At 43.2% G+C, this 25788-nt stretch carries 22 protein-coding genes, 1 other RNA gene and 1 riboswitch; of the genes, 21 read left to right on the top strand and 2 right to left on the bottom strand.

Annotated features, from left to right (window positions below):
- Nucleotides 1-72: 72 nt before the first annotated feature.
- The 11 genes from RZO55_RS15050 (at nt 73) to rnpB (ending at nt 14013) form a co-directional block, all read left to right on the top strand.
- A complete protein-coding gene (locus RZO55_RS15050) occupies nt 73-1305 on the top strand; it encodes an AI-2E family transporter (protein ID WP_318065077.1) in 1233 nt (410 codons plus the stop codon).
- A 9-nt stretch (nt 1306-1314) separates the two neighbouring features.
- Nucleotides 1315-3585 (top strand): SpoIID/LytB domain-containing protein, encoded by a 2271-nt coding sequence (locus tag RZO55_RS15045; RefSeq protein ID WP_318065076.1) that lies wholly within the window; start codon nt 1315-1317, stop codon nt 3583-3585.
- Between the two features lie 45 nt (nt 3586-3630).
- Complete coding sequence (locus tag RZO55_RS15040) at nt 3631-5334, top strand: S8 family peptidase (RefSeq protein WP_318065075.1); 1704 nt, start codon at nt 3631-3633, stop codon at nt 5332-5334.
- A gap of 72 nt (nt 5335-5406) precedes the next feature.
- Nucleotides 5407-6237, top strand: coding sequence for an AraC family transcriptional regulator (locus RZO55_RS15035; protein ID WP_318065074.1), 831 nt, complete (start codon nt 5407-5409; stop codon nt 6235-6237).
- Between the two features lie 86 nt (nt 6238-6323).
- Entirely contained in the window at nt 6324-7334 is a 1011-nt protein-coding gene (locus RZO55_RS15030; protein WP_318065073.1) for a deoxyguanosinetriphosphate triphosphohydrolase, read from the top strand.
- A gap of 49 nt (nt 7335-7383) precedes the next feature.
- Nucleotides 7384-9156: a DNA primase gene (gene dnaG / locus RZO55_RS15025; RefSeq protein ID WP_318065072.1), complete on the top strand. Its 1773-nt coding sequence runs from the start codon at nt 7384-7386 to the stop codon at nt 9154-9156.
- A 39-nt stretch (nt 9157-9195) separates the two neighbouring features.
- Complete coding sequence (gene rpoD / locus RZO55_RS15020; RefSeq protein ID WP_318065071.1) at nt 9196-10401, top strand: RNA polymerase sigma factor RpoD; 1206 nt, start codon at nt 9196-9198, stop codon at nt 10399-10401.
- A 20-nt stretch (nt 10402-10421) separates the two neighbouring features.
- Complete coding sequence (locus tag RZO55_RS15015) at nt 10422-11132, top strand: tRNA (adenine(22)-N(1))-methyltransferase (protein ID WP_318065070.1); 711 nt, start codon at nt 10422-10424, stop codon at nt 11130-11132.
- Nucleotides 11110-11931 (top strand): Nif3-like dinuclear metal center hexameric protein, encoded by an 822-nt coding sequence (locus RZO55_RS15010; protein ID WP_318065069.1) that lies wholly within the window; start codon nt 11110-11112, stop codon nt 11929-11931. The genes RZO55_RS15015 and RZO55_RS15010 overlap by 23 nt, the downstream gene beginning before the upstream one ends.
- Before the next feature lie 11 nt (nt 11932-11942).
- Nucleotides 11943-13604, top strand: coding sequence for a nucleoside kinase (locus RZO55_RS15005; protein ID WP_318065068.1), 1662 nt, complete (start codon nt 11943-11945; stop codon nt 13602-13604).
- Nucleotides 13605-13667: 63 nt separating this feature from the next.
- Nucleotides 13668-14013: RNase P RNA component class A (rnpB, locus tag RZO55_RS15000), an RNA gene on the top strand.
- A 162-nt stretch (nt 14014-14175) separates the two neighbouring features.
- On the opposite strand, the gene RZO55_RS14995 is transcribed toward rnpB, so the two are convergent.
- A complete protein-coding gene (locus tag RZO55_RS14995) occupies nt 14176-14601 on the bottom strand; it encodes an aspartate carbamoyltransferase regulatory subunit (protein ID WP_318065067.1) in 426 nt (141 codons plus the stop codon).
- Entirely contained in the window at nt 14595-15518 is a 924-nt protein-coding gene (gene pyrB / locus RZO55_RS14990; RefSeq protein WP_318065066.1) for an aspartate carbamoyltransferase, read from the bottom strand. Before pyrB ends, RZO55_RS14995 begins: the two co-directional genes overlap by 7 nt.
- Before the next feature lie 223 nt (nt 15519-15741).
- On the opposite strand from pyrB, the gene RZO55_RS14985 reads away from it, so the two are divergent.
- The 10 genes from RZO55_RS14985 (at nt 15742) to RZO55_RS14940 (ending at nt 25787) form a co-directional block, all read left to right on the top strand.
- Nucleotides 15742-16482, top strand: coding sequence for an ABC transporter ATP-binding protein (locus RZO55_RS14985; RefSeq protein ID WP_439100055.1), 741 nt, complete (start codon nt 15742-15744; stop codon nt 16480-16482).
- Complete coding sequence (locus RZO55_RS14980) at nt 16469-18304, top strand: COG1361 S-layer family protein (protein ID WP_318065065.1); 1836 nt, start codon at nt 16469-16471, stop codon at nt 18302-18304. The genes RZO55_RS14985 and RZO55_RS14980 overlap by 14 nt, the downstream gene beginning before the upstream one ends.
- Nucleotides 18294-19652 carry an ABC transporter permease gene (locus RZO55_RS14975; protein WP_318065064.1) on the top strand — a complete coding sequence of 453 codons (1359 nt, stop codon included), beginning with the start codon at nt 18294-18296 and terminating at the stop codon, nt 19650-19652. Before RZO55_RS14980 ends, RZO55_RS14975 begins: the two co-directional genes overlap by 11 nt.
- Nucleotides 19653-19703: 51 nt before the next feature.
- Nucleotides 19704-19786, top strand: a riboswitch (ZMP/ZTP riboswitch).
- Between the two features lie 54 nt (nt 19787-19840).
- Nucleotides 19841-20554 carry an IMP cyclohydrolase gene (locus tag RZO55_RS14970; RefSeq protein WP_318065063.1) on the top strand — a complete coding sequence of 238 codons (714 nt, stop codon included), beginning with the start codon at nt 19841-19843 and terminating at the stop codon, nt 20552-20554.
- Between the two features lie 14 nt (nt 20555-20568).
- Complete coding sequence (locus RZO55_RS14965) at nt 20569-21747, top strand: phosphoribosylaminoimidazolecarboxamide formyltransferase (protein ID WP_318065062.1); 1179 nt, start codon at nt 20569-20571, stop codon at nt 21745-21747.
- 193 nt (nt 21748-21940) lie between these two features.
- Nucleotides 21941-22222, top strand: a complete 282-nt coding sequence (locus RZO55_RS14960) for a sigma-70 family RNA polymerase sigma factor (RefSeq protein ID WP_439100054.1) — start codon at nt 21941-21943, stop codon at nt 22220-22222.
- A gap of 97 nt (nt 22223-22319) precedes the next feature.
- Nucleotides 22320-23603: an alpha-galactosidase gene (locus tag RZO55_RS14955; RefSeq protein WP_318065061.1), complete on the top strand. Its 1284-nt coding sequence runs from the start codon at nt 22320-22322 to the stop codon at nt 23601-23603.
- A gap of 31 nt (nt 23604-23634) precedes the next feature.
- Complete coding sequence (locus tag RZO55_RS14950; protein WP_318065374.1) at nt 23635-24153, top strand: hydrogenase maturation protease; 519 nt, start codon at nt 23635-23637, stop codon at nt 24151-24153.
- A gap of 143 nt (nt 24154-24296) precedes the next feature.
- Complete coding sequence (locus tag RZO55_RS14945) at nt 24297-24884, top strand: cytochrome b5 domain-containing protein (protein ID WP_318065060.1); 588 nt, start codon at nt 24297-24299, stop codon at nt 24882-24884.
- A 3-nt stretch (nt 24885-24887) separates the two neighbouring features.
- Entirely contained in the window at nt 24888-25787 is a 900-nt protein-coding gene (locus tag RZO55_RS14940) for a hydrogenase small subunit (protein ID WP_318065059.1), read from the top strand.
- Nucleotide 25788 lies beyond the last annotated feature (1 nt).

Raw genomic sequence — 25788 nt, 5'->3', positions numbered from 1 at the left:
TGCTTTAACTTTATGAAAAAATATGATAAAGTATGGTTAGATATATATTAAGCAGCCACATAGGAGATAAACATGAAGGATTTTAAATTCCGCACCTACGTTTGTTGGGGAGTAACCGCACTTGCGGTAATCGCGCTCAGTATTGCATTCGCCTTTTTCCTTTCCAGATTTGAAGCGGTAAAAGGTACAATCCGTTTGATTGTAGAAATATTAATGCCTGTCATTTATGGCGCGGTGCTGGCATATCTTTTATTGCCGGTTTATAACAGGTCCAGGGATATATCAGCCCGTACGCTAAATAAGGTGACACGCAGCCGAAAAACGGTTCTTTCCTTTTCACGGGTACTGGCTACACTGGTCAGCCTGATTTTTTTATTTGTAATTGTGGCAGGACTTTTCTCAATGATTATACCTGAAATTTATACAAGCATTATGGGAATACAGGATAATTTCGGAGAGAACATTAACAATGTTGCCCTGTGGCTTCAAAAGCTGTTTCACGATAATCCATCTTTTGAAAAAGCAGTGATTCCAATCTATGATAAAGTTGCCAATCAGCTTCAGAACTGGATGACAACGGATCTTGTCCCCAATATGTCTACATTAATCGGCAGCTTATCCAGCGGTCTGTTAAGTGTTGTTCTGGTTCTTAAAAACTTATTAATCGGCGTGATTGTTATGGTATATCTGCTTAATATTAAGGAAAGACTTTCTGCCCAGGGGAAAAAGATTATCTACAGTATTTTTTCTTTAAAAACAGCGAATCAGATCATTGATGAGGTACGGTTTGTACACCGGGTTTTTGGCGGATTCATTACCGGTAAACTTTTGGATTCCTTAATTATCGGTATTATGTGCTTTGTGCTGCTCAATGCCATGAAGATGCCGTATGTGCTGCTGGTAAGTGTTATCATCGGCGTTACCAATGTGGTGCCATTCTTCGGACCTTTCATCGGGGCGATTCCAAGCGCATTTTTAATACTGCTCGTCAGCCCGGTAAAGTGTCTTTATTTCCTGATTTTTATTTTACTGCTCCAGCAGTTTGACGGAAATATTCTGGGTCCTAAAATACTAGGTGAATCCACAGGGCTGCCAAGCTTCTGGGTTCTGTTTTCCATCCTTTTATTTGGAGGATTGTTCGGATTCGTGGGAATGATAATAGCAGTGCCCACATTTGCAGTGATTTACAGTGTTATTACAAGACTGGTGAACCGGTCGCTTTCAAAGAAAAGACTTTCTTTGGAAACAGAAGATTATTTGAATTTAGATCGTATTGAAGAAGAGAAAAAAACATATATGAGATAAGAGGAGCGCATGAACAAAAAGTCATTGATCGGGTTTGTCGTCGGTATTCCTCTTCTGGTTATAGTTCTCATTCTTATTATATTATTGAATGAACCAGAGCCGGAGGGGATCTCAAGGGGGCTGGCATATAAGTCGGCAGCCCTCCTTCTTACAGACAGAGAAAGCTTAGAAAAAATGCCGGAGAATCAGAGTTATTTCTCCAAACAGGATCAGAGCGTCTGGTATGCGAAATATATGGATTATTTATATGCTAATGGCTATCTTGATCCGGCACTTATGCCTGCAGATCAGGAGACTGCGCAAGGTTTTTTGACCTATCAGGAAGCAGAACGCCTGGCAGAAGCATTGGCACCTGGTTCTGGAACGAATATTCATGCAGGAAGAAAAAACAGGAATAAACATATCACCGCTGATGAATGGTGGTTTTTGTTTGAAGATTTAAAAAAGGTGCTGGATAAGGAGAATCAGATTAAATCCATTGATGTGCTTCTATATGGTACACCTTCTAATATAAGACCTTCTTCCTCATGGACTGCCTATACCAGTGAAGGAACATTTGGTTTTGAGGGTATCAGTCTGGATTCTTATATAGACTGGGAAGTAAAAGTTCTGGTAAAAGGCAGCGAAATCATCGCATTAAAAGAAGCTGTAAGTGATTCAGTTACATATAGGAATGCCTGGCTGACTTCTGACGGAAGTCAGACGTTTGAGGTGCATTTAGGTTCTGTGGTAAGATCATTTCCTTTGGAAGCATCCTTAGGACAGACGGAGGAGTTTGCCAATCAGGTAGCTGATATCAGTCTGAAACGCGGGAAGCTTCAGAAGGTTACCATGAAGAAAAAGAAAATATCAGGAAAAGTACTTGCAATTACTGATTCAACCATAGAAATAGAGAATTACGGAACATTGAAATTTGATAAGGATTTTAAAGTTTACCGTCTGTACGGGCAATTTGAAGAACGGACGGTTTCTGATATACTTGTAGGGTATGATATACAGGATTTCGTGGTGGCCCATGGCAGGATCTGCGCAGCACTGCTTGTCCGGGAATTTGATGCTAAAACCATTCGGGTTTTATTGATGAACACGAATTTTCAATCGATTTTTCACCCTTCTGTGACACTGTCCTCCCAGACCGGTTTGATTTTAACCTATGACGGAGCAACAGTTCAGGTACCGCCAAAAGCAGAAGTAATTATTGAGCCTTCTGATGAACGATTAAAAAACGGCAGAATTGTAGCGGCTCCCCTGGAAAAGGGCGGTTCCATAGAGGTGGATTCCATCAGCCGTTCCTATGGAACTCCCTCATATGATGGAACCATTGAGATCAGAAAGAATCCGGAAGGATTACTTTTGATTAACGAGCTGTATCTGGAGGACTATCTGACAAAGGTGGTACCCAGTGAGATGCCTGACAGCTATGAAAAAGAAGCGCTCAAAGCACAGGCAGTGTGTGCAAGAACCTATGCTTACCGCCAGATCCAGAGCAATACCTACAGCAAATATGGAGCTCATGTAGATGATAGTACCCGCTTTCAGGTATACAATAACCTTCCAACTGCAGGTAAAACTGAGGATGCAGTCCGGGAAACTTATGGAAAACTGCTGTTTTATGGAGATACGCCGGTTGCTGCTTTTTATTTTTCCACGTCCTGCGGACACACCACAGATGGAAGTGTATGGGGGGGAGATCCAGCACAGTTTCCTTACCTGGAGGGAAGTCTGCTTCAGGATGGAGGAGAAGTATTAAATCTGTCCACCAATTCAGATTTTGAGCAATTTATAAAGAATAAAGATTATCCAGCTTATGATTCTTCATTTCCCATGTATCGGTGGGAGACGACTGTGACAAACAGACAGCTGGAAGAAGAGATAACAGAGGTTGGCTCCATTTTAAATATTACAGTGGTGGAACGTGGAGTTGGCGGTATTGTGAAGAAATTGAGGGTCGAAGGCTCAGATGGCGTAATGACAATCAGCGGTGAAGGACAGGTCCGGGCAAAACTAGGCAATAAATATATGACAATAACCAGGAAAGACGGATCTGTGATGAAAAAATTTGATTCTCTTCCCAGCGCGTATCTTGCCATAGATAATCAGGGAGTTGATGATAAAAATATCACCACATTTCACATTTATGGCGGCGGCTTCGGACACGGCGTAGGGATGAGTCAGAATGGTGCCCAGGCAATGGCGAAAGAAGGCAAATCATATGAGGATATCCTGAAATTCTTTTACCATGGGGTTCAGGTGTGTGAAGCGAAACAGGTAAAGGAATGAGAGAGGCTGATCCTGCGTAGAATATAAAAAAACGCAGGACGCAATATGCAGGATCAGAAATTGGAAAATCTGCTGAATCTCGCACTCAGTTCCACACCGGAAGAGAGGGCAAAGTCAGGCAATTTAAGTGTAGGATATAATCCAGAAGAAAAATCGTGGGATGTGATTGTAAAGCATTCCGGAGATATCAGCGGTCTGTCCCAGGTGGGAATCAAGGTAGAACAGATGGTAAATGAATATGCGATTTTAAACGTACCGGAATCGTTCATTGATCAGTTAAGTGAACTGCCGCAGATCGAGTATGTGGAGAAACCAAAGAGGCTGTTTTTTGCCATAAATCAGGCAAAGGCGGCCTCTTGTGTCAATTTGGTCCAGCAGGGGACCAATAATCTGACAGGAAGAGGAGTCCTTGTAGCCGTTATTGATTCGGGGATTGATTATTATCATGATGACTTTCGTAATGCAGACGGAACGACCCGGATATTGAAGCTTTGGGACCAGACGATTGACCGTGTCTTTACAAAAGAAGAAATTGATGCAGCACTGGCAACAGGAAGCAGAGAAGAAGCCTTAAAGCTGGTCCCGTCTGTTGATATAAGCGGTCACGGTACGGCAGTAGCTTCGATTGCGGCAGGAAACGGAAGGGAAAACAGGGGACAGTACCGGGGGGTTGCCTATGAGAGCCCTCTTTTAGTGGTGAAGCTGGGAGTACCCCAGGAAGGTGGATTTCCAAGAACGACAGAACTTATGCGGGCTGTTAATTTTGCAGTGAAGGAAGCTGTGGACTTAAAAATGCCGATTGCAATCAATTTAAGCTTTGGAAATACCTATGGTTCCCATGACGGCACCAGCCTGCTGGAAACATTTCTTGATGACATCTCCAATTATGGAAAAACTGCAATTATGGTTGGTACAGGGAATGAAGGAGTTGGGGGCGGTCATATATCGGGAACATTAACCATGTCAAATCCGCAGGATATCGAACTCAGCGTGGGAGATTATCAGCAGAGCTTCAGTGTACAGCTCTGGAAATCCTATGCGGATCTGTTTGATATCAGCATTATAACACCTTCCGGAGAAATAATCGGTCCCATCAGCAGCAGACTGGGGCCTCAGTCGATAAAATACGGAAACACCCAGATTCTTTTGTATTATGGAAAACCGGGACCATATAGTGTAGCTCAGGAGATCTATATGGATTTCCTCCCAAATGATACGTATGTTGACGGAGGGATCTGGAAATTCCGTCTGACGCCCAGAGAAATTGTTGAGGGAAACTATGATTTGTGGCTTCCGTCTTCCGGTGTGCTAAACCAGTCCACCCGCTTTTTACGGGCAACTCCGGAAACAACGCTGACCATCCCTTCTACAGCATCTAAGGTGATTTCTGTAGGAGCCTATGATGATACGTATCAGTCCTATGCCGATTTTTCAGGGAGGGGTTACACAAGAAGGACGAATCAGGTGAAACCGGATCTGGCTGCACCGGGAGTGGGGATTATCGCGGCTCTTGCGGGAGGCGGTTATGATGCAGTTACGGGAACGTCCTTTGCGACTCCATTTGTGACAGGAAGTGCAGCTCTTCTGATGCAGTGGGGAATAGTGGACGGAAGAGATCCGTTTCTCTTCGGGGAAAAGATAAAAGCCTATTTAATCAGGGGAACAAGAAAGCTTCCGGGAATTACCCAGTATCCAAACCCTGAACTGGGATATGGTGTTTTATGTGTAAGTAACAGCCTGCCGGTTTAAAACAAAAGAAAATCCATTGGAAAACAGACAGAAATGTTTTATAATGGGTACAGTACTTTTCGGAGGTATGAAATGAAAATCAGACATGAACTGGTCATTCCCAATAATGATCTCCCTTTCCGGCTGTTTATCTTTGAAGGCAGAGACGGTAACTATAAAGTTACAAAGCACTGGCATCATTCGGTAGAGATTTTTCTGGTACTGGAAGGGGAAATCGATTTTTTTATCAATAATGCACACCAAAGGCTTACCAGAGATGAGTTTGTACTGGTCAATTCCAATGAAGTACATTCTATTGATTGCCCAAATCCCAATATAACCATTGTTTTACAGATCCCCGGAGAGACCTTTGAAGATTATATGGGAGAGGATTCCTATGTGAATTTTGAAAAAAAAGGGGAAGAATCAAACCGAAAGCTGAAGGACCTTGTAACTTCTCTTTTTTATGTATATGAAAAACAGGAATATGGGTATACCTTTCAGGTTAAAAGTGAGTTCTATCAGCTTTTATATCTGCTGGTTACGGAGTTTAAATCAGAAAATATGGATAAAGAGGTGATCCGTCAGAAGAAACAGCTTGATAAGCTATCCGATGTAACCAATTATATGAGGGAGAACTATGACCAGGATTTAAAGCTGGATTTAGTCGCTTTAAAATTTGGGTTTAGTCCCACCTATTTATCCAGGATCTTCTTGAAATATGCGCAGGTCAATTACAGGACATTTTTAATTGACCTGCGTGTCAAGTATGCAGTCCGTGAACTTATGGGAACCGACCATGAAATTGGAGAGATCGCCATGAAACACGGGTTCCCTGACAGCAGAGCATTCGCCAAGGCATTCAAAAAAAGGTTTGGATGCCTGCCCAGTGAATACAGGAAGCATATTAACAGCACAAGGTGAGGGGATTGCAAATTATTTATTATAGGGTGTTAAAATTACTGAAAATATGATATAATGTACCATAACTTTGCGAAGGATGTGATCGAATGAATATCAGAGAATCTACAGAACAGTGGGAGGAAGCTTATTTAAGTCCCTATGCTGCCCTGAGCAAGAATACCAAAGGCAGAGAACGGGAAGAAGAACCCTGTGATATCCGCACTGCTTATCAGCGGGATCGTGACAGAATCATTCACTGTAAAGCATTTCGAAGGCTGAAGCATAAAACTCAGGTATTTCTCGCACCGGAAGGGGATCATTACCGAACAAGACTTACTCACACGCTGGAAGTATCCCAGATTGCAAGAACCATTGCGAAATCACTTCGTATGAACGAAGATTTAACGGAGGCCATTGCTTTGGGACATGATCTGGGGCATACTCCGTTTGGCCACTCCGGAGAAGCCGTGCTCAATAAGATCTGCTCCCAGGGGTTTGCCCATTACAGACAGAGCGTGCGGGTTGTTGAAATTCTGGAAAAAGACGGATTGGGATTAAATCTCACATGGGAAGTGAGAGATGGTATCTTAAATCATCGGACCAGCGGACATCCGGCGACTTTGGAGGGCGCGATTGTCAGGCTGTCTGACAAAATCGCCTATATCAACCATGACATTGATGATGCGATTCGTGCAAAGATGTTTGTAGAGGAGGATCTTCCTGAGTGCTATACCGATATACTAGGACACAGTGTCAGGGAAAGACTGAATAATCTGATTCACGATATCATTAACAATAGCTATGGGAAAAATGAAATTATCATGTCCCCGGATATGGAGACAGCCATGCAGGGGCTGCGAACCTGGATGTTTCAGCATGTTTATAAGAATGAGATTCCAAAGGCAGAAGAAGGAAAGGCACAGAATATGATTGCCATGCTTTTTGAGTATTATATGGAGCATCCGGACAAGCTGCCGCAGGAGTACCGTTTTCTCATGGAAAAAGGGGAGGCAAACCAGGAACGGGCAGTCTGTGATTATATTGCAGGAATGAGTGACAGCTATGCGATTGTACGGTTTGAACAATTGTTTGTACCAAAAGCATGGAAAGCAATTTGACAAATAAGTTTTCTGTGATGAATCTTTATGAAAGGAGGTAGAAGGCTTTATGCGGTATTCGGAGGATATAATTGAAGAAGTCCGGGTAAGGAATGACATTGTGGACATCGTATCGGGATACGTGAAGCTGCAGAAAAAGGGCAGTAATTATTTTGGATTATGTCCGTTTCACAACGAAAAGTCTCCTTCCTTCTCCGTTTCACCGGCCAAACAGATGTATTACTGTTTTGGGTGTGGTGCAGGCGGCAATGTCATAACCTTTGTTATGGAATATGAAAATTATTCTTTTTCTGAAGCCTTTAAGATGCTGGCAGACCGGGCAGGAGTAAAACTTCCGGTTGAGGAATACAGCAAAGAGGCAAGGGCGCAGGAGGATCTAAAGGCGGCTCTGCTGGAGATCAATAAGCAGGCAGCCAGTTATTTTTACTATCAGCTTAAGAAACCACAAGGGGAGAGCGGTTACCGGTATTTAAGGGACAGGCAGCTGAGTGATGAAACCATAGTACACTTCGGGCTGGGGTATTCCAATAAAACCAGTGACGATTTATACCGCTACCTAAGAGGCAAAGGTTATGACGATTCGGTACTAAAACAGTCAGGTCTTGTGACTGTTGAGGAAAAGGGAAGTCATGATAAGTTTTGGAACCGCGTGATGTTTCCTATTATGGATGTGAATAACCGGGTGATCGGTTTTGGCGGAAGAGTTATGGGGGCCGGGGAGCCGAAGTATCTAAATTCACCAGAGACAAAGCTTTTTGATAAAAGCAGAAATTTATACGGACTTAACTATGCCAGACTTTCAAGAGAAAAATACATATTGATTTGTGAAGGTTATATGGATGTGATTGCCATGCACCAGGCTGGGTTTACCAATGCAGTGGCCTCGTTAGGAACGGCTTTTACCACCCAGCAAGCCCAGCTTTTAAAACGGTATACGGATAAAGTGATTCTTACCTATGACAGTGACGGTGCCGGACAGAAAGCGGCATTAAGGGCAATTCCTATATTAAGGGAAGTTGGAATTTCCATTCGTGTTCTAAATATGGAGCCTCACAAGGACCCAGATGAATTTATAAAGAATCTTGGACCGGATGAATTCAAACTGAGGATAGAACAGGCTCGCAACAGCTTTCTGTTTGAAATTGATGTTTTAAGAAAGAATTTTAAAATGGATGATCCGGAGCAGAAAACGGTATTTTACAACCAGACCGCCAGAAAGCTTCTGGAGTTTCCTGAGGCTCTGGAACGGGAGAACTATTTAGAGGCAGTATCCAGAGAATTTTTCATTCCTTACCAGGATTTAAAGAATCTGGTTAACCGGCTGGGAGCAGCGCTGGGACCGGTTCGTATGGGCTCAAGAGAAGCGGTTGAAGAAGATGGGAAAAATCAGCGTAAAAAAGACAAAGAGGACGGCGTTATGCAGTCTCAAAGACTGCTCCTTACCTGGCTGATTGAAAATCCTGTACTGTTTGATAAGATTGAAGGGGTTGTTACTCCTGATGATTTTATAGAAGAACTGTATCATAAGGTGGCACAGATGGTTTTTGACGGGCACACTGCCGGAACTCTGAATCCGGCTGAGATTTTAAATCATTTCATTGATGATGAGGATCAATATCGTACTGTCGCAGGTCTTTTCCATGCGAGCTTAAAAGAGTCTCTTGATAATGAAGAACAGAAAAAAGCATTTTCGGAGACAATATTAAAAGTGAAAAAAAACAGTCTGGACTATTCCAGCCGCCATGCTGCAGGGATAGAAGAACTGCAAAGAATTATAAAGGAACAGGCTGCGTTAAGAGATCTGAATATTTCGCTGGATTAGGGTGTACACTATAGGCAGGCTGTGGAAGGATGGAAGAACATGGACGAGAATGTTAAGAAGACAGCAGATAAGACGGTGGATTCAGGAAAGACAGAAGAGGAGCAGGTTATTGGCAGCAGGCAGGAAGAGACATCACCGGTATTTGGAGAGAAGTTAAACCAGCTTTTATTATTGGCAAAAAAGAAAAAAAATGTTTTGGAGAATCAGGAAGTACTGGATTTCTTTATAGGAGAGAATTTGGATTCCGACCGCCTGGATCATATTTATGATTTCCTGGAGAACAATAAGGTAGATGTGCTATCCATTAACGGAGAAGAACTGGATCTTGATGAAGATCTTTTTCTGGAAGAGGATATTGAGGAAGAGGAAGAAATCGATATGGAAAGTATCGATTTGTCCGTTCCGGAAGGTGTCAGCGTTGAAGATCCGGTCCGCATGTATTTAAAAGAGATTGGGAAAGTTCCTCTGCTCTCCAGCGAAGATGAAATTGAGCTTGCGAAAAAGATAGAGCTTGGGGATGATGACTCTAAGCAGAGGTTAACAGAAGCAAATCTCCGGCTTGTAGTCAGCATAGCCAAACGTTATGTCGGACGGGGAATGCAGTTTCTGGATTTGATCCAGGAAGGAAATTTAGGACTTATTAAAGCGGTAGAAAAGTTTGATTACCGCAAAGGTTATAAATTCAGCACCTATGCAACCTGGTGGATCAGACAGGCGATTACCCGTGCTATTGCAGATCAGGCACGGACAATCCGGATTCCTGTCCATATGGTGGAAACCATTAACCGCCTGGTCCGGGTGTCCAGACAGCTTCTACAGGAACTGGGAAGAGAACCGGTGCCTGAAGAGATTGCGGCAAGAGCTGATATGCAGGTAGAGCGGGTTCGGGAAATCATGAAAGTTTCCCAGGAACCGGTTTCTCTGGAAACGCCCATTGGTGAGGAAGAGGACAGCCATTTAGGGGATTTTATTCAGGATGACCAGGTGGCGGTTCCGGCAGATGCTGCGACATTTACCATGCTTCATGAACAGCTGATGGAAGTTCTTGATACCTTAACGGAACGGGAACAGAAAGTGCTTAAGCTGCGGTTTGGTCTGAGTGACGGCCGCCCCAGGACCCTGGAGGAAGTAGGAAAAGAATTTAATGTTACAAGAGAACGGATCAGACAGATTGAAGCAAAAGCATTGCGAAAACTGCGCCATCCCAGCAGAAGCAAAAAGCTGAAGGACTATCTGGACGATTAAGAAATAAGACGGAGTTAACGATGAAATTATCAAAACGTTTGGGCGTGATCGCCTCATTTGTGCCGGAAGGCAGCCTGGTGGCTGATGTGGGAACGGATCATGGCTATATCCCGATACACTTAGTGCAGGAAGGGATTGCAAAATCTGCCATTGCTATGGATGTGAGAGAAGGGCCTCTTTTAAGGGCCCAGACTCACATAAAAGAGGCAGGTCTGGAAGATCTGATTGAAGTCCGTTTAAGCGACGGACTTTTAAAGTTAGAGAAAAATCAGGCAGACTGTGTCGTGATTGCAGGTATGGGCGGAGAACTGATTATACATATATTGGGAGAGGCCCGTCATTTATGGGACAGTATAGCATACTGGGTCCTGTCTCCTCATTCGGAACTTTATAAAGTACGTAAGTTCCTGAAAGAACATGAATTTTCTATTCAAAAAGAGACTATGATAAAAGAGGACGGCAAATATTATTCCGTCATGGGCATTACCAGAGAGAACGGGGATCTGGAGGAATTGGATTGTGAATCCGGTTTCAGATACGGCAGACATTTACTGGATTCAAAAGATCCGGTGTTAAAGGAATACTTAAAAAAAGAGCAGATGCAGCTTGGGCAGATTTTAAAGGGGTTAAAATCAAGTGGCACTAAAAATGCAGAAAGCAGAATTGAAGAACTGGAACTGGAACTGAAGTGGAATAAGGAGGCGCAAGATGCAATGCAGCAAATTGATTGAAATCCTGGAACAGCTGGCACCTGAAGCCTGTGCCTGTGACTGGGATAATGTAGGCCTTCTTGCAGGAAGCAGCAAGAAAGAGATAAAAAAGGTTTTGATTGCCCTTGACGGGGATGAAAGTGCCATAGAAGAGGCGGTGCGGCTTGGAGCTGATCTCCTTCTGACCCACCACCCCTTGATTTTTAAGCCTTTAAAAAGGATTAATGACAGTGATTTTATCGCTGAGAGGCTGATGAAGCTGATCAGAAATGATATCTGCTGTTATGCCATGCATACGAATTTTGATGCGGCTCCCGGCTGTATGGCAGATGCGGCAGCAGGGAAAATGGAATTGCAAAATACAGACATATTGGAGAAAGAAGGGTCTGTTACGATAGAAAGATCCCAAGGTTTTACAGAGCTTCCCTTTGGAATCGGAAAGACTGGTTATTTAAAGCAGCCCTTGACTGTGAGAGAATTGGCAGGACTTGTAAAGGAACGGTTCGGGCTGCCGTTTGTTACGATATATGGAGAGCAGGATATAAAAGAACCGGTATCTTTTGTTGGAATTAGTCCCGGAGCGGGATCTGGCATGATAAAACCAGCATTGAAAGCGGGTGTACAGGTACTGATAACCGGAGATATCGGATATCATAGCGGCACGGATGCAGCTGCAAACCATATGGCTGTCATTGATGCAGGTCATTATGGTCTGGAGTATCTGTTCCTTGAATTTATGGAAGACTTTCTGAAGAAAAAAACAGGAGAGGAACTGGAAGTTTACAAGGCAGACGTGAGATTTCCTGAGACATTTTTATAAGGAGGAAAAGAATGGCGATTGTAACGATAGATGGAACAAAGAAAGAATACTCCATAGGCACGACGTACCAGGAGATTGCAAAGGAATACCAGCCCCTATATGAGGCTGAGATTCTGCTGGTTGGCATCAACGGGAAATTAAGAGAACTTCATAAGACGGTTCAGTTTGACTGCAGCCTTCAGTTTTTTACTGGGAAGGATCAGCCTGGAATTCAGACTTATCACAGAAGTGCAATATTTCTTATGATGAAAGCTTTTTATGATGTGGCAGGTATTGAAAATATAGAGAAAGTAAGGGTGGATTTTTCCCTGGGAAAAGGCTATTACATTCATCCCTACGGAACCGTTGAACTTACAGAGGAACTGTTAAACAGGGTAAAGATCCGAATGAAGGAATATGTGGATCAGAAAATCCCCATTATGAAACGTAGTGTGAATACGGATGATGCCATTGAATTATTCCATAAGCACCGGATGTATGACAAAGAAAGGCTTTTCCGTTACCGCAGGGTTTCCCGTGTAAACTTATACAGCATCGGCGGTTTTGAAGATTACTTCTATGGGTATATGGTGCAGAATACCGGATATATCAGATATTTTGATATCATTCCATATGATGATGGATTTATGCTTATGCTGCCTCAGAAGGAAAATCCCCAGGAGGTGCCTGTTTTTGAAGCAGAAAAAAAGCAGAAGCTCTATAAGGTCTTAAAAGAAAGCGTAGAATGGGGAGAACGTCTTAATGTTTCACATGTAGGGGCATTAAATGAAGTCATATCAGCTGGCGATATTAACGAATTGATACTGATACAGGAAGCACTGCAGGAGAAAAAGGTTGCTGAAATGGCAGCAAGAATCGGTTCTGACCGAAGCAAAAAAATCGTTATGATTGCAGGTCCTTCCTCATCTGGTAAAACAACATTTTCCCACAGATTATCCGTACAGCTGAAAGCACAGGGTATGATACCTCATCCGATCGCAGTGGATGATTATTTTGTTAACCGGGTAAACAGTCCGAAGAATCCTGATGGAAGCTATAATTATGAAGTTCTGGAATGTCTGGATATTGAACAGTTTAACAAGGACATGACAGCTCTTCTGGCCGGCGAGACGGTAGAAATGCCCAGGTATCAGTTTAAAACAGGAGAACGGGAGTATCGGGGGGATTATTTAAAACTTGGAAAAGATGATATTCTGGTGATTGAAGGGATTCACTGTTTAAATGATAAGCTGTCCTATTCTCTTCCAGAAGATAGCAAATTCCGCGTTTATGTCAGCGCACTGACTCAGCTGAATATTGATGAACATAACCGGATTCCCACCACAGACTGCCGTCTGATCAGGCGCATGGTGCGGGATGCCAGAACGAGAGGGGCATCAGCCCAGGATACGATCCGCATGTGGCCGACTGTAAGAGCAGGAGAGGAAGCTTATATTTTCCCATTTCAGGAATCTGCAGATATGATGTTTAACTCGGCTACCGTATATGAATTAGCCGTCTTAAAGCAGTATGCGGAACCGCTTTTATTCGGCATACCAAGAGAATCACCGGAATATATGGAAGCAAAACGGCTTTTGAAATTCCTGGATTATTTTCTGGGTCTTAACAGTGAAGATATTCCCCGCAACTCCATTGTAAGAGAATTTATCGGGGGAAGCTGTTTTAAGGTGTAAAAAACAGGTAAAAGAAAAGGTAGCTTTACAAATGCCTGGAACTATGATAAAATTATGTGGTTTTGAGTAAGACAAATGGCCGCAGCTGCAAAGCCGAAAGGCTGCAGGTGAGGAAAGTCCGGGCTTCAAAGGGCAGGATGCCAGATAACGTCTGGCGGAGGCGACTCCAGGGAAAGTGCAACAGAAATAAACCGCCGCATCTGCGGTAAGGGTGGAAAGGTGGTGTAAGAGACCACCGCTCTCCTGGTAACAGGAGGGGTCCATGTAAACCCCATTCGAAGCAAGACCGAACAGGAAGCATAAGGCGGCCCGTCTGCTTCCGGGTAGGTCGCTTGAGCCTGCTGGCGACGGCAGGCCTAGATAGATGGCCATTCAACGACATAACCCGGCTTATCGTCTTACTCAAATCACATAACAAATAATATTTAAAAGAGGGTATTGCTATATCACATTTCTGGTGATTATAGCATTACCCTCTTTTCTATTAGGAAAGGCGGTCCAGCTGGAACTGGCAGATCATCTGATTTAAATCATCTGCTTCTGCAGCCAGCGGTTTTCTGTAATCGTTATTTTATCTGCTGTATTTTTCTTCACAGTACATGCAGCGGTATGTTTCCTTTTCTGCATCAGAAAGATAAAAAACATGGGGAAGTCCCTGTTCAATGGAAGTAATACAGCGGGGATTTTTACACTGGATAACATTGGTGATTTTCTTTGGCAGGCTTAAGGTTTTCTTTTCAACAATTTCATTATTGCAGATAATATTTACCGTGATGTTGTGATCAATATATCCGAGGATTTCCAGATTAATATGATCCATGCCGCCTTCAATTTTAATAATATCCTTTTTCCCCATCTTGTTGCTTTTGGCATTCTTAATAATCGCCACCTGGCAGTCTAGCTTGTCCAGTCCCAGATTATAGTAAATTTCCAGGCTTTTTCCTGCTTCAATATGGTCTAATACGATACCTTCTTTTAATCCGCCGATATTTAACATGGTTTGTTTACCTCCAGTAATGTCATGATAAGAGCCATACGTACATAAACTCCATACTGTGCCTGTTTAAAGTAGGCTGCCCGTTTATCATCATCAACTTCTACAGCAATTTCATTAACTCTGGGAAGGGGGTGGAGAACATACATATCTTCCTTTGCCAGCTTCATTTTTTTCTTATCCAGAATGTAGCAGTCTTTTAAACGGATGTAATCTTCCTCATTAAAAAAACGTTCTTTCTGTACTCGTGTCATATACAGGATATCAAGATCCGGCATGGCGGCGTCGAGACTGTCCATTTCCATAAATTCAATGTTGTTGGCCCTTAGCACATCTTCCCGGATGTATTCAGGCACTCGCAGTTCAGGGGGGGAAATTAAGATGAATTTGATGTTTTCATATCTTACCAGAGCGTTAATGAGAGAGTGAACGGTACGACCGAATTTTAAATCACCGCAAAGGCCAATGGTCAAATCGTTTAAACGGCCTTTTAAAGAACGAATAGAAAGTAAATCAGTCAGTGTCTGTGTGGGATGCTGATGTCCGCCGTCCCCTGCATTAATGACTGGAATGCCGGAATGGCTGGCTGCGACCAGCGGTGCGCCTTCTTTGGGGTGTCTCATTGCACAGATATCTGCGTAACAGGAGATGACCCGAATGGTATCTGCAACACTTTCTCCCTTGGAAGCGGAACTGGAATCGGCAGAAGAAAAGCCAAGTACGCTGCCCCCTAAATTCAGCATGGCAGCTTCGAAACTCAATCGAGTTCTTGTACTTGGCTCATAAAAAAGTGTAGCTAGTTTTTTCCCATTGCATACATGAGAATATATCGGAAGATTATCTTCAATATCTTTTGCCAGATCCAGCAGTTGTCCGGTTTCTTCCAAACTGAAGTCTAACGGGTTAAGTAAATGTCTCATAAGAATCTCCTTTATCCACTGAGTTATGGTTTAAAATTCTATCCCATTATAAAGCATACTTTAAAATATTTCCACTCTTTTTTAAAAAAAGTTTTCCCGGGTTTTTTAAAGTTTTTCTTTGGTGTAAGGAATATGTAAGGAAGATTAAGAAAATAAAGAATGTAAGATTTGCCAATCCTGTTGTATAATGTCATTGCGTGAATAAAACAAGGAGGAGACTGCAGTGGTGGAAAACATGACACCAATGATTCAGGTTAAGAATCTCTATAAGGTGTATAAGGTGGGAGATACAAAAGTTTATGCACTGAATGGAGTTGATTTTACAATATATAAAGGCGAATTTTGTGCGATAGTGGGACCCTCCGGTTCGGGGAAGTCCACATTGTTAAATATGATGGCGGGTTTGGAAAAGCCATCAAAAGGGGAAATTGTAATTGCAGGAAATCACATCGAAAAACTTTCCGAGAATCAGCTGGTTGCATTCAGAAGAAAGCATGTCGGCTTTATTTTCCAGTCTTATAATTTAATAAAGACATTAAATGCAGTGGAGAATGTGGCGCTCCCTCTGTCATTTCGGGGTATCCCGAGGAAGATCCGGAATGAAAAGGCGAAAAAGTATATAAAGCTGGTAGGTCTGGAGAAACAGATGAACCATATGGCAAACGAGATGTCAGGAGGACAGCAGCAGCGTGTGGGAATTGCCAGAGCGCTTGCCGTTGACCCTAAGATCATTTTTGCCGATGAGCCTACCGGTAATCTGGATTCCAAGACTACAAAGGAAGTTTTAAGTCTGATGCAGAAGATTGTAAAAGAGCAGAATCAGACCCTGGTTATGGTTACTCATGATAATAATATCGCAAAATTTGCAGACAGACAGTTCCATATAGTGGATGGAAAGATATTCAAGATAGTAGAGCAGTGTCACGAGGAGACAAAGGGGGATATGGAAGATGTACAGAGTTAAGAGGAAAATTGTATGGCTGCTTGCTGTGCTTATGGTGGCATCATCAGTACCAGGTGCAGTATTTGCTCAATATGATTTAAGTAAAAATACATATATAGACGTAAAAAAGACTCCGACTGGTAAGATGGGACAGAATATTACCATTAGCATGGTCTTTACCAATAATACAGGCAGTGATTTGGATGATGTTGCAGTCCGCTTTGACAGAGATATACCGGAGCAGGAATACCAGGCCACTGAGGATGCAGACGAAGATACAAAGTATACCGGATCTGTATTTCCATTTGAGATCTCATCCAATACATTTGATAACAAAAAGCTTGGCAAAGTAAAAAGCGGCAGTTCAAAAACCTTCAGCCTTACTGCGAGAGTGCGCAGGGATGTTTCTGAGGGTTATTACTTAGTGCCGCTGGAGGTTGTTACCGATGCAAAGAAGAAAGATGACGGAGCTCATGCCTCCTATGAGAAGGTAAACATCTGGATTACAAAGTCTTCAGATACAACCTCTTCCGGTGCCAGTGAAGGAACTATAGGTTTTGAACTGGGCGAGGACCAGAGCACTCCGTTTGGTACCTATCCGGAAGTGATGAATTATAATATGAATGTGAGGAATTCTTCTTCTGTCACCGCGTTTGATGTGAACATACGCATGGGCGTGAATCAGGACAATACAAAATTTCCTTTTGATATCAATGACGGGAACTATACCAGGCACTACGACCGGGTTGGAGGCGGGGAGACGATCTCTGTGCCTTACAGCATGATGATCAGAAAAGATGTCTACAGCGGATATTATCCGATTACCTATACCATTGAATACCGGGACAGCACAGATGGAGATATCCAGAAGGTGGAAAGAGCGTTCTATGTAAAGGTACAGAATAAGGAAAAGGAAGAAGATACGAAAGAGTTTAATGCCAATGACAGAACCAAGGCCAGAATTGTGGTTGATGGATTTGAAACCAATCCGGAGAAGGTTTACGCGGGTGAGGAATTTGAACTTACCCTGCATATGAAGAATGCATCAGAGAGCGTAACAGCAAGCAATATTCTGTTTAATCTGGAGTCAGAAAAGGTAACGGAAAGTGCTGTGTTTACTACTGATGAAGGAAGTTCCTCCATCGTGGTCAATACCCTTGGAGCAGGCCAGACTGCAGATATCAAGGTGAAGCTCAGAGCTGGGGCATGGGTAGACCAGAGAACGTACGGTCTGACCATTAATGAAAAATATGACAGCCCGGAATTTAAAAATGCGGAAGAAAAAATAACGGTTAATATACCGGTAAAACAGGTGGCAAGGCTGAATACAGGAACAATCGATGTGATGCCGGATTCCATAACAACAGGATCTGAAACAAATATTATGTTCCCCATTAATAATACCGGCAAGGTCCTTCTGTATAATGTCATGGTGGCATTTGCCGGAGATTCCATACAGCAGACCAATACTTATGTTGGAAACATTAAGCCTGGGGAAACCGGGAATGTGGATGCCATGATCACTGGCGCCGCCCCTACTCAGGATGATGGTAAAATCAAAGTTTTAATAACCTATGAGGATGAAAATGGAGTGGTCTCAGATCCCATAGAAAAAGAGATTACATTGATGGTAACAGAACCCGAGGAAACCGGGGTTGACATGGGTGATATCGGTGAGGTGCCGACAGACGTACAGCCCACTGGTTTTGCAAAATACAGTAAGGTTCTTATACCCGCCGCCGCCGTATTTCTTGTTGTTTTAGCAGGTGCAGCCTTTTTCTTCTGGAAAAGGAGAAAAAAGAAAATGCTGGCAGCAGAAGAGGAATTAAACGATGAGATTTAGTGATTTGCTTTCCATGAGTGTGAACAATTTAAGACGGAGAAAGATGAGAACATTTTTAACTGTTCTGGGAGTTGTGATTGGTACGGCTTCCATCGTTGTTATGGTATCTCTGGGAATCGGTTTTAATGAGCTTACCATGGAACAGTATGCCTCTTATGGAAGTCTGACTGAGATCAATGTGTATTCTAATCAGTCGCATGAAGGAGACGGAAAGAGTGATCCCCAGTATATGACAGATGATGTCATTGCCCAGTTTAGCAGAATTGATCATGTGAAGGTGGCTTCCCCGCTTTTGCAGGCGGACACGATTATGAGTCAGGGAGCATATCAGGCCAATATCTCCCTGGTAGGGGTCACGCCCGAATATATGGAGAATATTTCTCTAAAAGAGGGGCATCTTCCGAATCCGGATAAGAAAGAACTTCAGATGGTAGTTGGCAATATGGTGGCAAGGCAGTTTCGTAACCCCAAGAGCAGAAATCAGGATTATTATGATGATCCATCCAAGATCCCTGATATTGATTTTATGAACAAACCGCTGTTCGTGGTTTTTGATACTGATGCCTATTATCAGGCTCAAAGCGGAGGCACAACTGACAGCGGAACACCTGTAAAACCACCTAAAAAATATCTGCTTCAGACAGTCGGTCTGGTATCAGGCGGTTTGGAGGACTGGAATAATTACAGTTACAATGTATATGTTGATATAAATACATTGAAATCTCAATTAAAGCAGATTTTTAAGAAAAAACCCATTCCTAATCAGCCCACCAATAAAAAAGGAAAGCCATACAACTATTTTATCTATAATGAGGCAGTTGTAGAGGTGGATGATATGGCCAATGTTACTGCAGTTCAAAAGGCGATTACGGATTTGGGATATCAGGCGAACAGCAATATGGAGTGGCTGGAGCAATCCCAGAAGCAGGCGAAGATGGTTCAGGCGCTGTTAGGCGGAATCGGAACAGTATCCCTTTTTGTTGCAGCAATTGGAATTGCCAATACTATGATGATGTCCATCTATGAAAGAACAAAGGAGATCGGGATTTTAAAGGTGCTGGGCTTTGATATGAATCACATCAGGGATATGTTTCTGATGGAATCCGGATTTATTGGTTTTCTTGGAGGTATGACAGGGATTGTATTCAGTTATGGGATTTCGTTTCTCATTAACCGGTTTCTGGCCAGCCGGTTTATGCCGGATATGCCCGGAGACTTATCCAGAATCCCTATATGGCTTTCTGTCGCTGCTGTCGGTTTTTCTGTTTTTGTAGGTATGGCTGCAGGCTTTTTCCCTTCTCTCAGAGCCATGAGACTAAGTCCTCTTGCTGCAATCCGCAATGAATAATAAATCAAAAAAGACCTTGCAATTTTGGAAGGAATATTATATTATGTTAGACATGGTACGTGCAACTGGCGGATAAGTGGAGAAAACCACGGGGAGCACGTTACAATTTAAAGCCGACCGCCTGGGCACCGCTATGGGATGTCCAGGCGGTTTTTTGCATTTTTATTGAAGAAGGAGGGTTAAGACGCATGAATTTAGTTTCTTTAAAAGAGGATTTGTCCAAGAATTCTTATCCTGGAAGAGGAATCATTATTGGGAAATCCGCCGATGGCAGGAATGCAGTGACTGCTTATTTTATAATGGGAAGAAGCATAAACAGCCGTAACCGCGTATTTGTGGAAGATGGAGATGGAATCCGTACCCAGGCTTTTGATCCTTCAAAACTGTCGGACCCAAGTCTGATTATCTATTCACCGGTCCGCGTTATGGGCAACAAAACAATTGTGACAAACGGAGATCAGACAGACACCATCTATGAGGGAATGGATTTTCAGCTGACATTTGAGCAGACGCTTCGCAGCAGGGAATTTGAACCGGATAGCCCGAATTATACTCCTCGTATATCAGGAATCATGCATGTGGAGAATGGAAGATTTAATTATGCCATGTCTATATTAAAGAGCAACAATGGTGATCCGTCTTCCTGCAGCCGCTTTACCTTTGCTTATGAGAATCCTGTGCCAGGAGAAGCTCATTTTATTCATACCTATTTGCATGACGGCAATCCTCTGCCCAGCTTTGAAGGAGAACCGAAACTGGTTGATGTCTTAGATGACCAGGACGAGTATACCTCCATGATCTGGGAGAGCCTGAATGAAGAGAATAAGATTTCTTTGTTTGTGCGTTATATAGACCTTGAAACAGGAGCATTTGAGACCCGGATCATAAATAAGAATAAATAGCAGGAGTACAAAAGATGAATGAATTAGAATTAAAATATGGCTGTAATCCCAATCAGAAGCCATCAAGGATCTATATGGCAGACGGATTAAATCTGCCGATTAAAGTACTGAGCGGAAAACCTGGATATATTAATTTTCTGGATGCATTCAATGGCTGGCAGCTGGTAAGAGAATTAAAACAGGCCACAGGTCTTCCTGCAGCAGCCTCATTTAAACATGTTTCTCCTGCTGGTGCGGCGGTAGGGCTTCCTTTAAGCCCTGTTTTAAAGAAGATTTACTGGGTTGAGGATATGGGAGAGCTTTCCCCCCTTGCATGTGCTTACGCAAGAGCCAGGGGCGCAGACCGTATGTCTTCCTTTGGAGATTATATTTCCTTATCAGATCCCTGTGATGAAGATACGGCAAAGATCATAAAGAGAGAGGTGTCAGACGGCGTAATTGCCCCTGGTTATTCACCGGAAGCCCTGGAGATCTTAAAGTCCAAGAAAAATGGGAATTACAACGTTATTCTCATAGATCCGGAATATTCTCCGGAGTCCATAGAGAAAAAGCAGGTTTACGGAGTTACGTTTGAACAGGGCAGAAACGAGATTTCTATCGGCCGTGAGCTGCTGGATAACAGAGTAACTAAGAATAAGGAGATACCAAAGGCAGCTGAGATTGATTTAATTATTTCTCTCATTACATTAAAATACACCCAGTCCAATTCCGTCTGCTATGCAAAAGACGGACAGGCAATTGGAATTGGAGCAGGACAGCAGTCCCGTGTGCATTGTACCAGACTTGCAGGCAGCAAAGCGGATAACTGGTATTTAAGACAGTCACCAAAGGTGCTTGAGCTTCCATTTCTTGAGAATATCCGCCGTGCAGACAGGGATAATGCCATTGATGTTTATATTGGAGAGGATTCTATGGATGTACTGACGGACGGCAGATGGGAACAGGTATTCAGGGAAAAACCATCGGTATTTACCGGAGAGGAAAAAAGACAGTGGCTTGACGGGTTATCGGATGTATCCCTGGGATCAGATGCATTTTTCCCATTTGGAGACAACATTGACCGGGCATTTAAAAGCGGTGTAAAATATGTGGTTCAGCCAGGTGGTTCAGTCAGGGATGATCAGGTGATTGAAACCTGCGACAAATATGACATGGTAATGGCGTTTAATGGAATCCGCCTGTTCCATCATTAATCCAATATAGGGACAGAAGGGATCGGACAGATGTCCGATCCTTTTTTAACAAGTTACTTTACATAATAACATTATGTAAAGCTGCAGGAAAAGGTGAATAGAAAAATAAGTACCAGCCTATATTTTTTGTAAAAGCACTTTAAGGGCAGGGGCGGCATAAAATAGGAGTAAGTAAGTTTTAAGGTGGCTTTCTTTGAAAACTTTTCCCAAACCTTTAACTGCGCGAGAGGAACGAGAGTGTCTGGAACGATACCAGGAAGGGGATCAGGAGGCGAGAGCCACACTCATCGAGCGGAATATGCGTCTTGTAGCCCATGTGGCAAAAAAGTATCAGAATACAGATTATGATATGGAAGATCTCCTGTCCGTGGGAACCATAGGGTTAATTAAGGCTGTCAATACCTTTCATTCGGACAGAGGCTCAAGACTTGCCACTTATGCGGCGAAATGTGTGGAGAATGAAATCCTATCATAACGGCTTTTACCTATCATGTTTTTACTCTTGTAATTAATAACCCGCCTGTTATAATGATATCAGGTCTATCAATTATTTGCCAGGAAAGGATATGCACATGAGCGTAAAATCATTATCAGATACACCTCCCATGGGGTGGAACAGCTATGACTATTATGATACGGCAGTAACAGAACGTGATATCAGGGCCAATGCGGAGTATATGGCTAAGCATCTAAAAGAATTTGGCTGGGAATATATTGTAGTCGATATACAGTGGTATGCCACTGATGCAGGAACAAGGCGGGATCAATACCAATACATACCTTTTGGAAAGATTGAGATGGACGAATACTCCAGACTTTTACCATGCCCGGACCGTTTTCCATCTTCTGTGGGAGGACATGGTTTTAAACCTCTGGCTGATTATATCCACGAACTGGGCTTAAAATTTGGTATCCATATTATGAGGGGGATTCCCCGTATAGCAGCACATAGCTGCAGCAATATACTAAATACAGATATTACAGCAGATATGATATCAGATCCGTACTCTATCTGTTCCTGGAATCCGGATATGTATGGTGTAATTCCTCAGGCAGAGGGGGCACAGGCTTATTATAATTCTGTATTCCAGCTGTATGCGCAGTGGGGAGTGGACTTCATCAAATGCGATGATATCTGCCGCATGGATGCACCGTCAGCAAAAGACGAAATTCGTATGCTTCATGAGGCAATTATCAACAGCGGCAGGCAGATGGTGCTCAGTCTTTCTCCGGGACCTGCAAGGCTTGAGGAAGCATGGCATTATGAAACTTATGCAAATATGTGGCGGATTACCGATGATTTCTGGGATGACTGGCATCTGCTGAAGCAGATGTTTGAACGCTGTGAGCATTGGCAGAACCATGTGAGTGCAGGAAACTATCCGGATTGTGATATGCTTCCTGTGGGTATGCTGGGAAAAGGTTTTGGGAATGAAAGGCAGACCCGGTTTACAAAAGAAGAGCAGATTACCATGCTTACACTCTGGTGTATGTTCCGGTCTCCGCTCATGATCGGGGGAGAACTGACTTTGATGGATGAATGGACCAGGAACCTTCTTACTAATCCGGACGTTCTCGCGCTGCTCAGTGATGACTGCAAAGCAACCCAGCTTTTCCGGAATGCGCAGACCTGCATCTGGCATAGCTATCACAGGATAAACGGATTCAACTATCTGGCAGTATTCAATCTGTCCGGGAATGAACGGGAGATTGCTGTACCCCCCTGCCTCTTAAACCAGGAGGACTTTAAGATGATCTGTCTGAAAGAACTTTGGACAGGTGAGACGTTTACCTGCAGTACAAAAAACTTAAACATAAGAGTTCCGGGTCATGGAGCTTCGCTTTATCGTTTTTAATTGAAACTGTAAGGAAAGACATGGGAGTGTAATATTCCCATGTCTTTTTCATATATATAAAAAAAATAAGACAGGAGGAATTATAACGAAACTGATCGCTGTAGGCAGCCGTTTCATGAAGGATGACGGGGTCGGGCTTGTGATTGCTAAGATGCTTCAAAATAGGTTCCTTTACTCTGATGTGGAAATAATTTATGGAGAAACGGACAGTGAGAGCTGTTTTTACACTCTAAATCCGGGTGATTTTGTACTGATTTTAGATGCCATGTGCTCCGACGGGAATCCAGGTACCATTCAAGTGTTTCCATTAAAAGAGCTTATGGAACAGGAATCCGGTCTGTTTATGCAGCATGACATGAGTTTTCTGGATCTGGTGAGAATATACAGACTTGCAATAGAAGGTTACTTAATCGGAATTGAGGCAGCTGAAATTGTTCCAGGTATAGAGTTAAGTTTAACGCTGCAAAGACAACTTCCCGATATTTGCAGAAAAGTAGAAACTATTATCCAGAATATTTTGCAGGAAGAAACATCGATTCAGATGGTCTGAAGGAGCGAACCGCATGGTACCGGTTGCTTCTTGTACAAATACTGTGGAAATAGGGCTGAAAAGCCAGGCTTATACATATATTCTAACAGATAAGCGACTATGGCCACTCAGAATATATCAACCATGGGTAAGGAGGTTTTATCATGGATTTGAATTTGCTTATGACATATCTTTCCAGCAGTTTGAAACGATTGAATGCTGATGTAGAGAAACTTCGCTCCAATCAATACAACAACAACGATGTACTGGATCATCTGAGCAGTGAATTAATTATGCTGCAGAATCATGTTTATTATTTTGGACAGATGAACCAGATGCAGGAAAATGATTTATCAGCCAGTCAGATGCCGGATCAGGAAGGGGGAGCGACTGGTTCCGTAACTGTGATCAGCCCGACAGGAGGTCCAATAGGGCGGGAACAAGATGGCGTGATTCCACAGCCGGAAGAAATACCCCAGCCGGAAGAGATACCCGAGCCTGAGCCGCTGACCTATTTTACGCTGGAACAATTGTCACAATATAATGGAAAAAACGGTGCACCAGCTTATGTTGCAGTCGACGGAGTGGTCTATAATGTTACCAATAACCGGTTATGGGCAGGAGGAAACCATTTTTGGGGACTCACTGCAGGAAGGGATCTAAGTACAGAGTTTCTATCCTGCCACCCGGGAGCAATGGTTCTTAGTGTGCTGCCGGTCGTAGGTTATCTGGTTCAGGGACAGGGGGAATAAGTGTTGTTAAAGGAAAAACATGCAATATGTCCTTTCCAGGAACTTAAATTAAAAGAGACTACGCAGCTGGTATCCAGAGCAATGGATGAAATTGGAAACCAGAAGCTTAAGAAACCAAATCTGGTGTGGCTGGAGCTTGATGGATGTACTGGGAATACCATATCTTTGCTGGATGGACAGAATCCGGATTTTCAGTATCTTATGACACAAATGACAAACTTTATCTACAGCAACAGCCTTATTGCATCGGAGGGAGCTGAGGCAATGGATCAGCTGTTTGATATGCTGGGAGAAGAATATATACTTGCTGTGGAAGGAGCTGTTTCCAGAAAAGACAATGGACTGTACCATATTATCGGGCGTTATGAGGGAAAAGAAATTACAGGTCTTGAAGCAGCGGTCAGATTGGGAAAGCGTGCCAAACATGTCATAGCAGTTGGTGACTGTGCTTCTTACGGCGGAGTGTCAGCTGCAAGACCCAATCCGGCAGACTGTATAGGAATATCTGGCGTTCTTGACCGCAAGGTGATAAAGCTTACAGGGTGTCCCTGCCATCCGGACTGGCTCATGGGAACTGTGGCATATTTGATTCTATACGGAGAGCCGCCCATGGATGACATGGACCGTCCTTTGATGTTTTATGGAATCACAATTCACGACCGGTGTCCAAGAAGATCTTATTATGATGCCGGTATTTTTGCAACAAAGCTGGGTGAGGAGACTTGTATGTTTATGCTGGGTTGCCGTGGTCCTATAACGCAGATTGATTGTCCCATCCGTAAATGGAACGGTCACGTAAACTGGCCCATAGGAGATGATACTCCCTGCATCGGCTGTGCCCAGTTCGGTTTTCCCGATGCCATGGAGCCTTTTATCACATATGACACCATGAGGGAGGAATAGG

Origin of the sequence: Clostridium boliviensis (assembly GCF_033342255.1) — a bacterium.
Classification (GTDB): Bacteria; Bacillota; Clostridia; order Lachnospirales; family Lachnospiraceae; genus Lacrimispora; species Lacrimispora boliviensis.
The sequence above is the reverse complement of the archived record's forward strand: the minus strand, read 5'-3'. Positions and strand labels throughout refer to the sequence as shown.

Coding starts and splice junctions, on each gene's coding strand:
- RZO55_RS15050 (WP_318065077.1), top strand. CDS start 73: ATGAAGGATTTTAAATTCCGCACCTACGTTTGTTGGGGAGTAACCGCA.
- RZO55_RS14975 (WP_318065064.1), top strand. CDS start 18,294: ATGAGATTTAGTGATTTGCTTTCCATGAGTGTGAACAATTTAAGACGG.
- RZO55_RS15015 (WP_318065070.1), top strand. CDS start 10,422: ATGAAATTATCAAAACGTTTGGGCGTGATCGCCTCATTTGTGCCGGAA.
- RZO55_RS14995 (WP_318065067.1), bottom strand. CDS start 14,601: ATGTTAAATATCGGCGGATTAAAAGAAGGTATCGTATTAGACCATATT.
- RZO55_RS14970 (WP_318065063.1), top strand. CDS start 19,841: ATGAATTTAGTTTCTTTAAAAGAGGATTTGTCCAAGAATTCTTATCCT.
- rpoD (WP_318065071.1), top strand. CDS start 9,196: ATGGACGAGAATGTTAAGAAGACAGCAGATAAGACGGTGGATTCAGGA.
- dnaG (WP_318065072.1), top strand. CDS start 7,384: ATGCGGTATTCGGAGGATATAATTGAAGAAGTCCGGGTAAGGAATGAC.
- RZO55_RS14965 (WP_318065062.1), top strand. CDS start 20,569: ATGAATGAATTAGAATTAAAATATGGCTGTAATCCCAATCAGAAGCCA.
- RZO55_RS14955 (WP_318065061.1), top strand. CDS start 22,320: ATGAGCGTAAAATCATTATCAGATACACCTCCCATGGGGTGGAACAGC.
- RZO55_RS15045 (WP_318065076.1), top strand. CDS start 1,315: ATGAACAAAAAGTCATTGATCGGGTTTGTCGTCGGTATTCCTCTTCTG.
- RZO55_RS15035 (WP_318065074.1), top strand. CDS start 5,407: ATGAAAATCAGACATGAACTGGTCATTCCCAATAATGATCTCCCTTTC.
- RZO55_RS15005 (WP_318065068.1), top strand. CDS start 11,943: ATGGCGATTGTAACGATAGATGGAACAAAGAAAGAATACTCCATAGGC.
- RZO55_RS15010 (WP_318065069.1), top strand. CDS start 11,110: ATGCAATGCAGCAAATTGATTGAAATCCTGGAACAGCTGGCACCTGAA.
- RZO55_RS15040 (WP_318065075.1), top strand. CDS start 3,631: ATGCAGGATCAGAAATTGGAAAATCTGCTGAATCTCGCACTCAGTTCC.
- RZO55_RS14945 (WP_318065060.1), top strand. CDS start 24,297: ATGGATTTGAATTTGCTTATGACATATCTTTCCAGCAGTTTGAAACGA.
- RZO55_RS15030 (WP_318065073.1), top strand. CDS start 6,324: ATGAATATCAGAGAATCTACAGAACAGTGGGAGGAAGCTTATTTAAGT.
- pyrB (WP_318065066.1), bottom strand. CDS start 15,518: ATGAGACATTTACTTAACCCGTTAGACTTCAGTTTGGAAGAAACCGGA.
- RZO55_RS14980 (WP_318065065.1), top strand. CDS start 16,469: ATGTACAGAGTTAAGAGGAAAATTGTATGGCTGCTTGCTGTGCTTATG.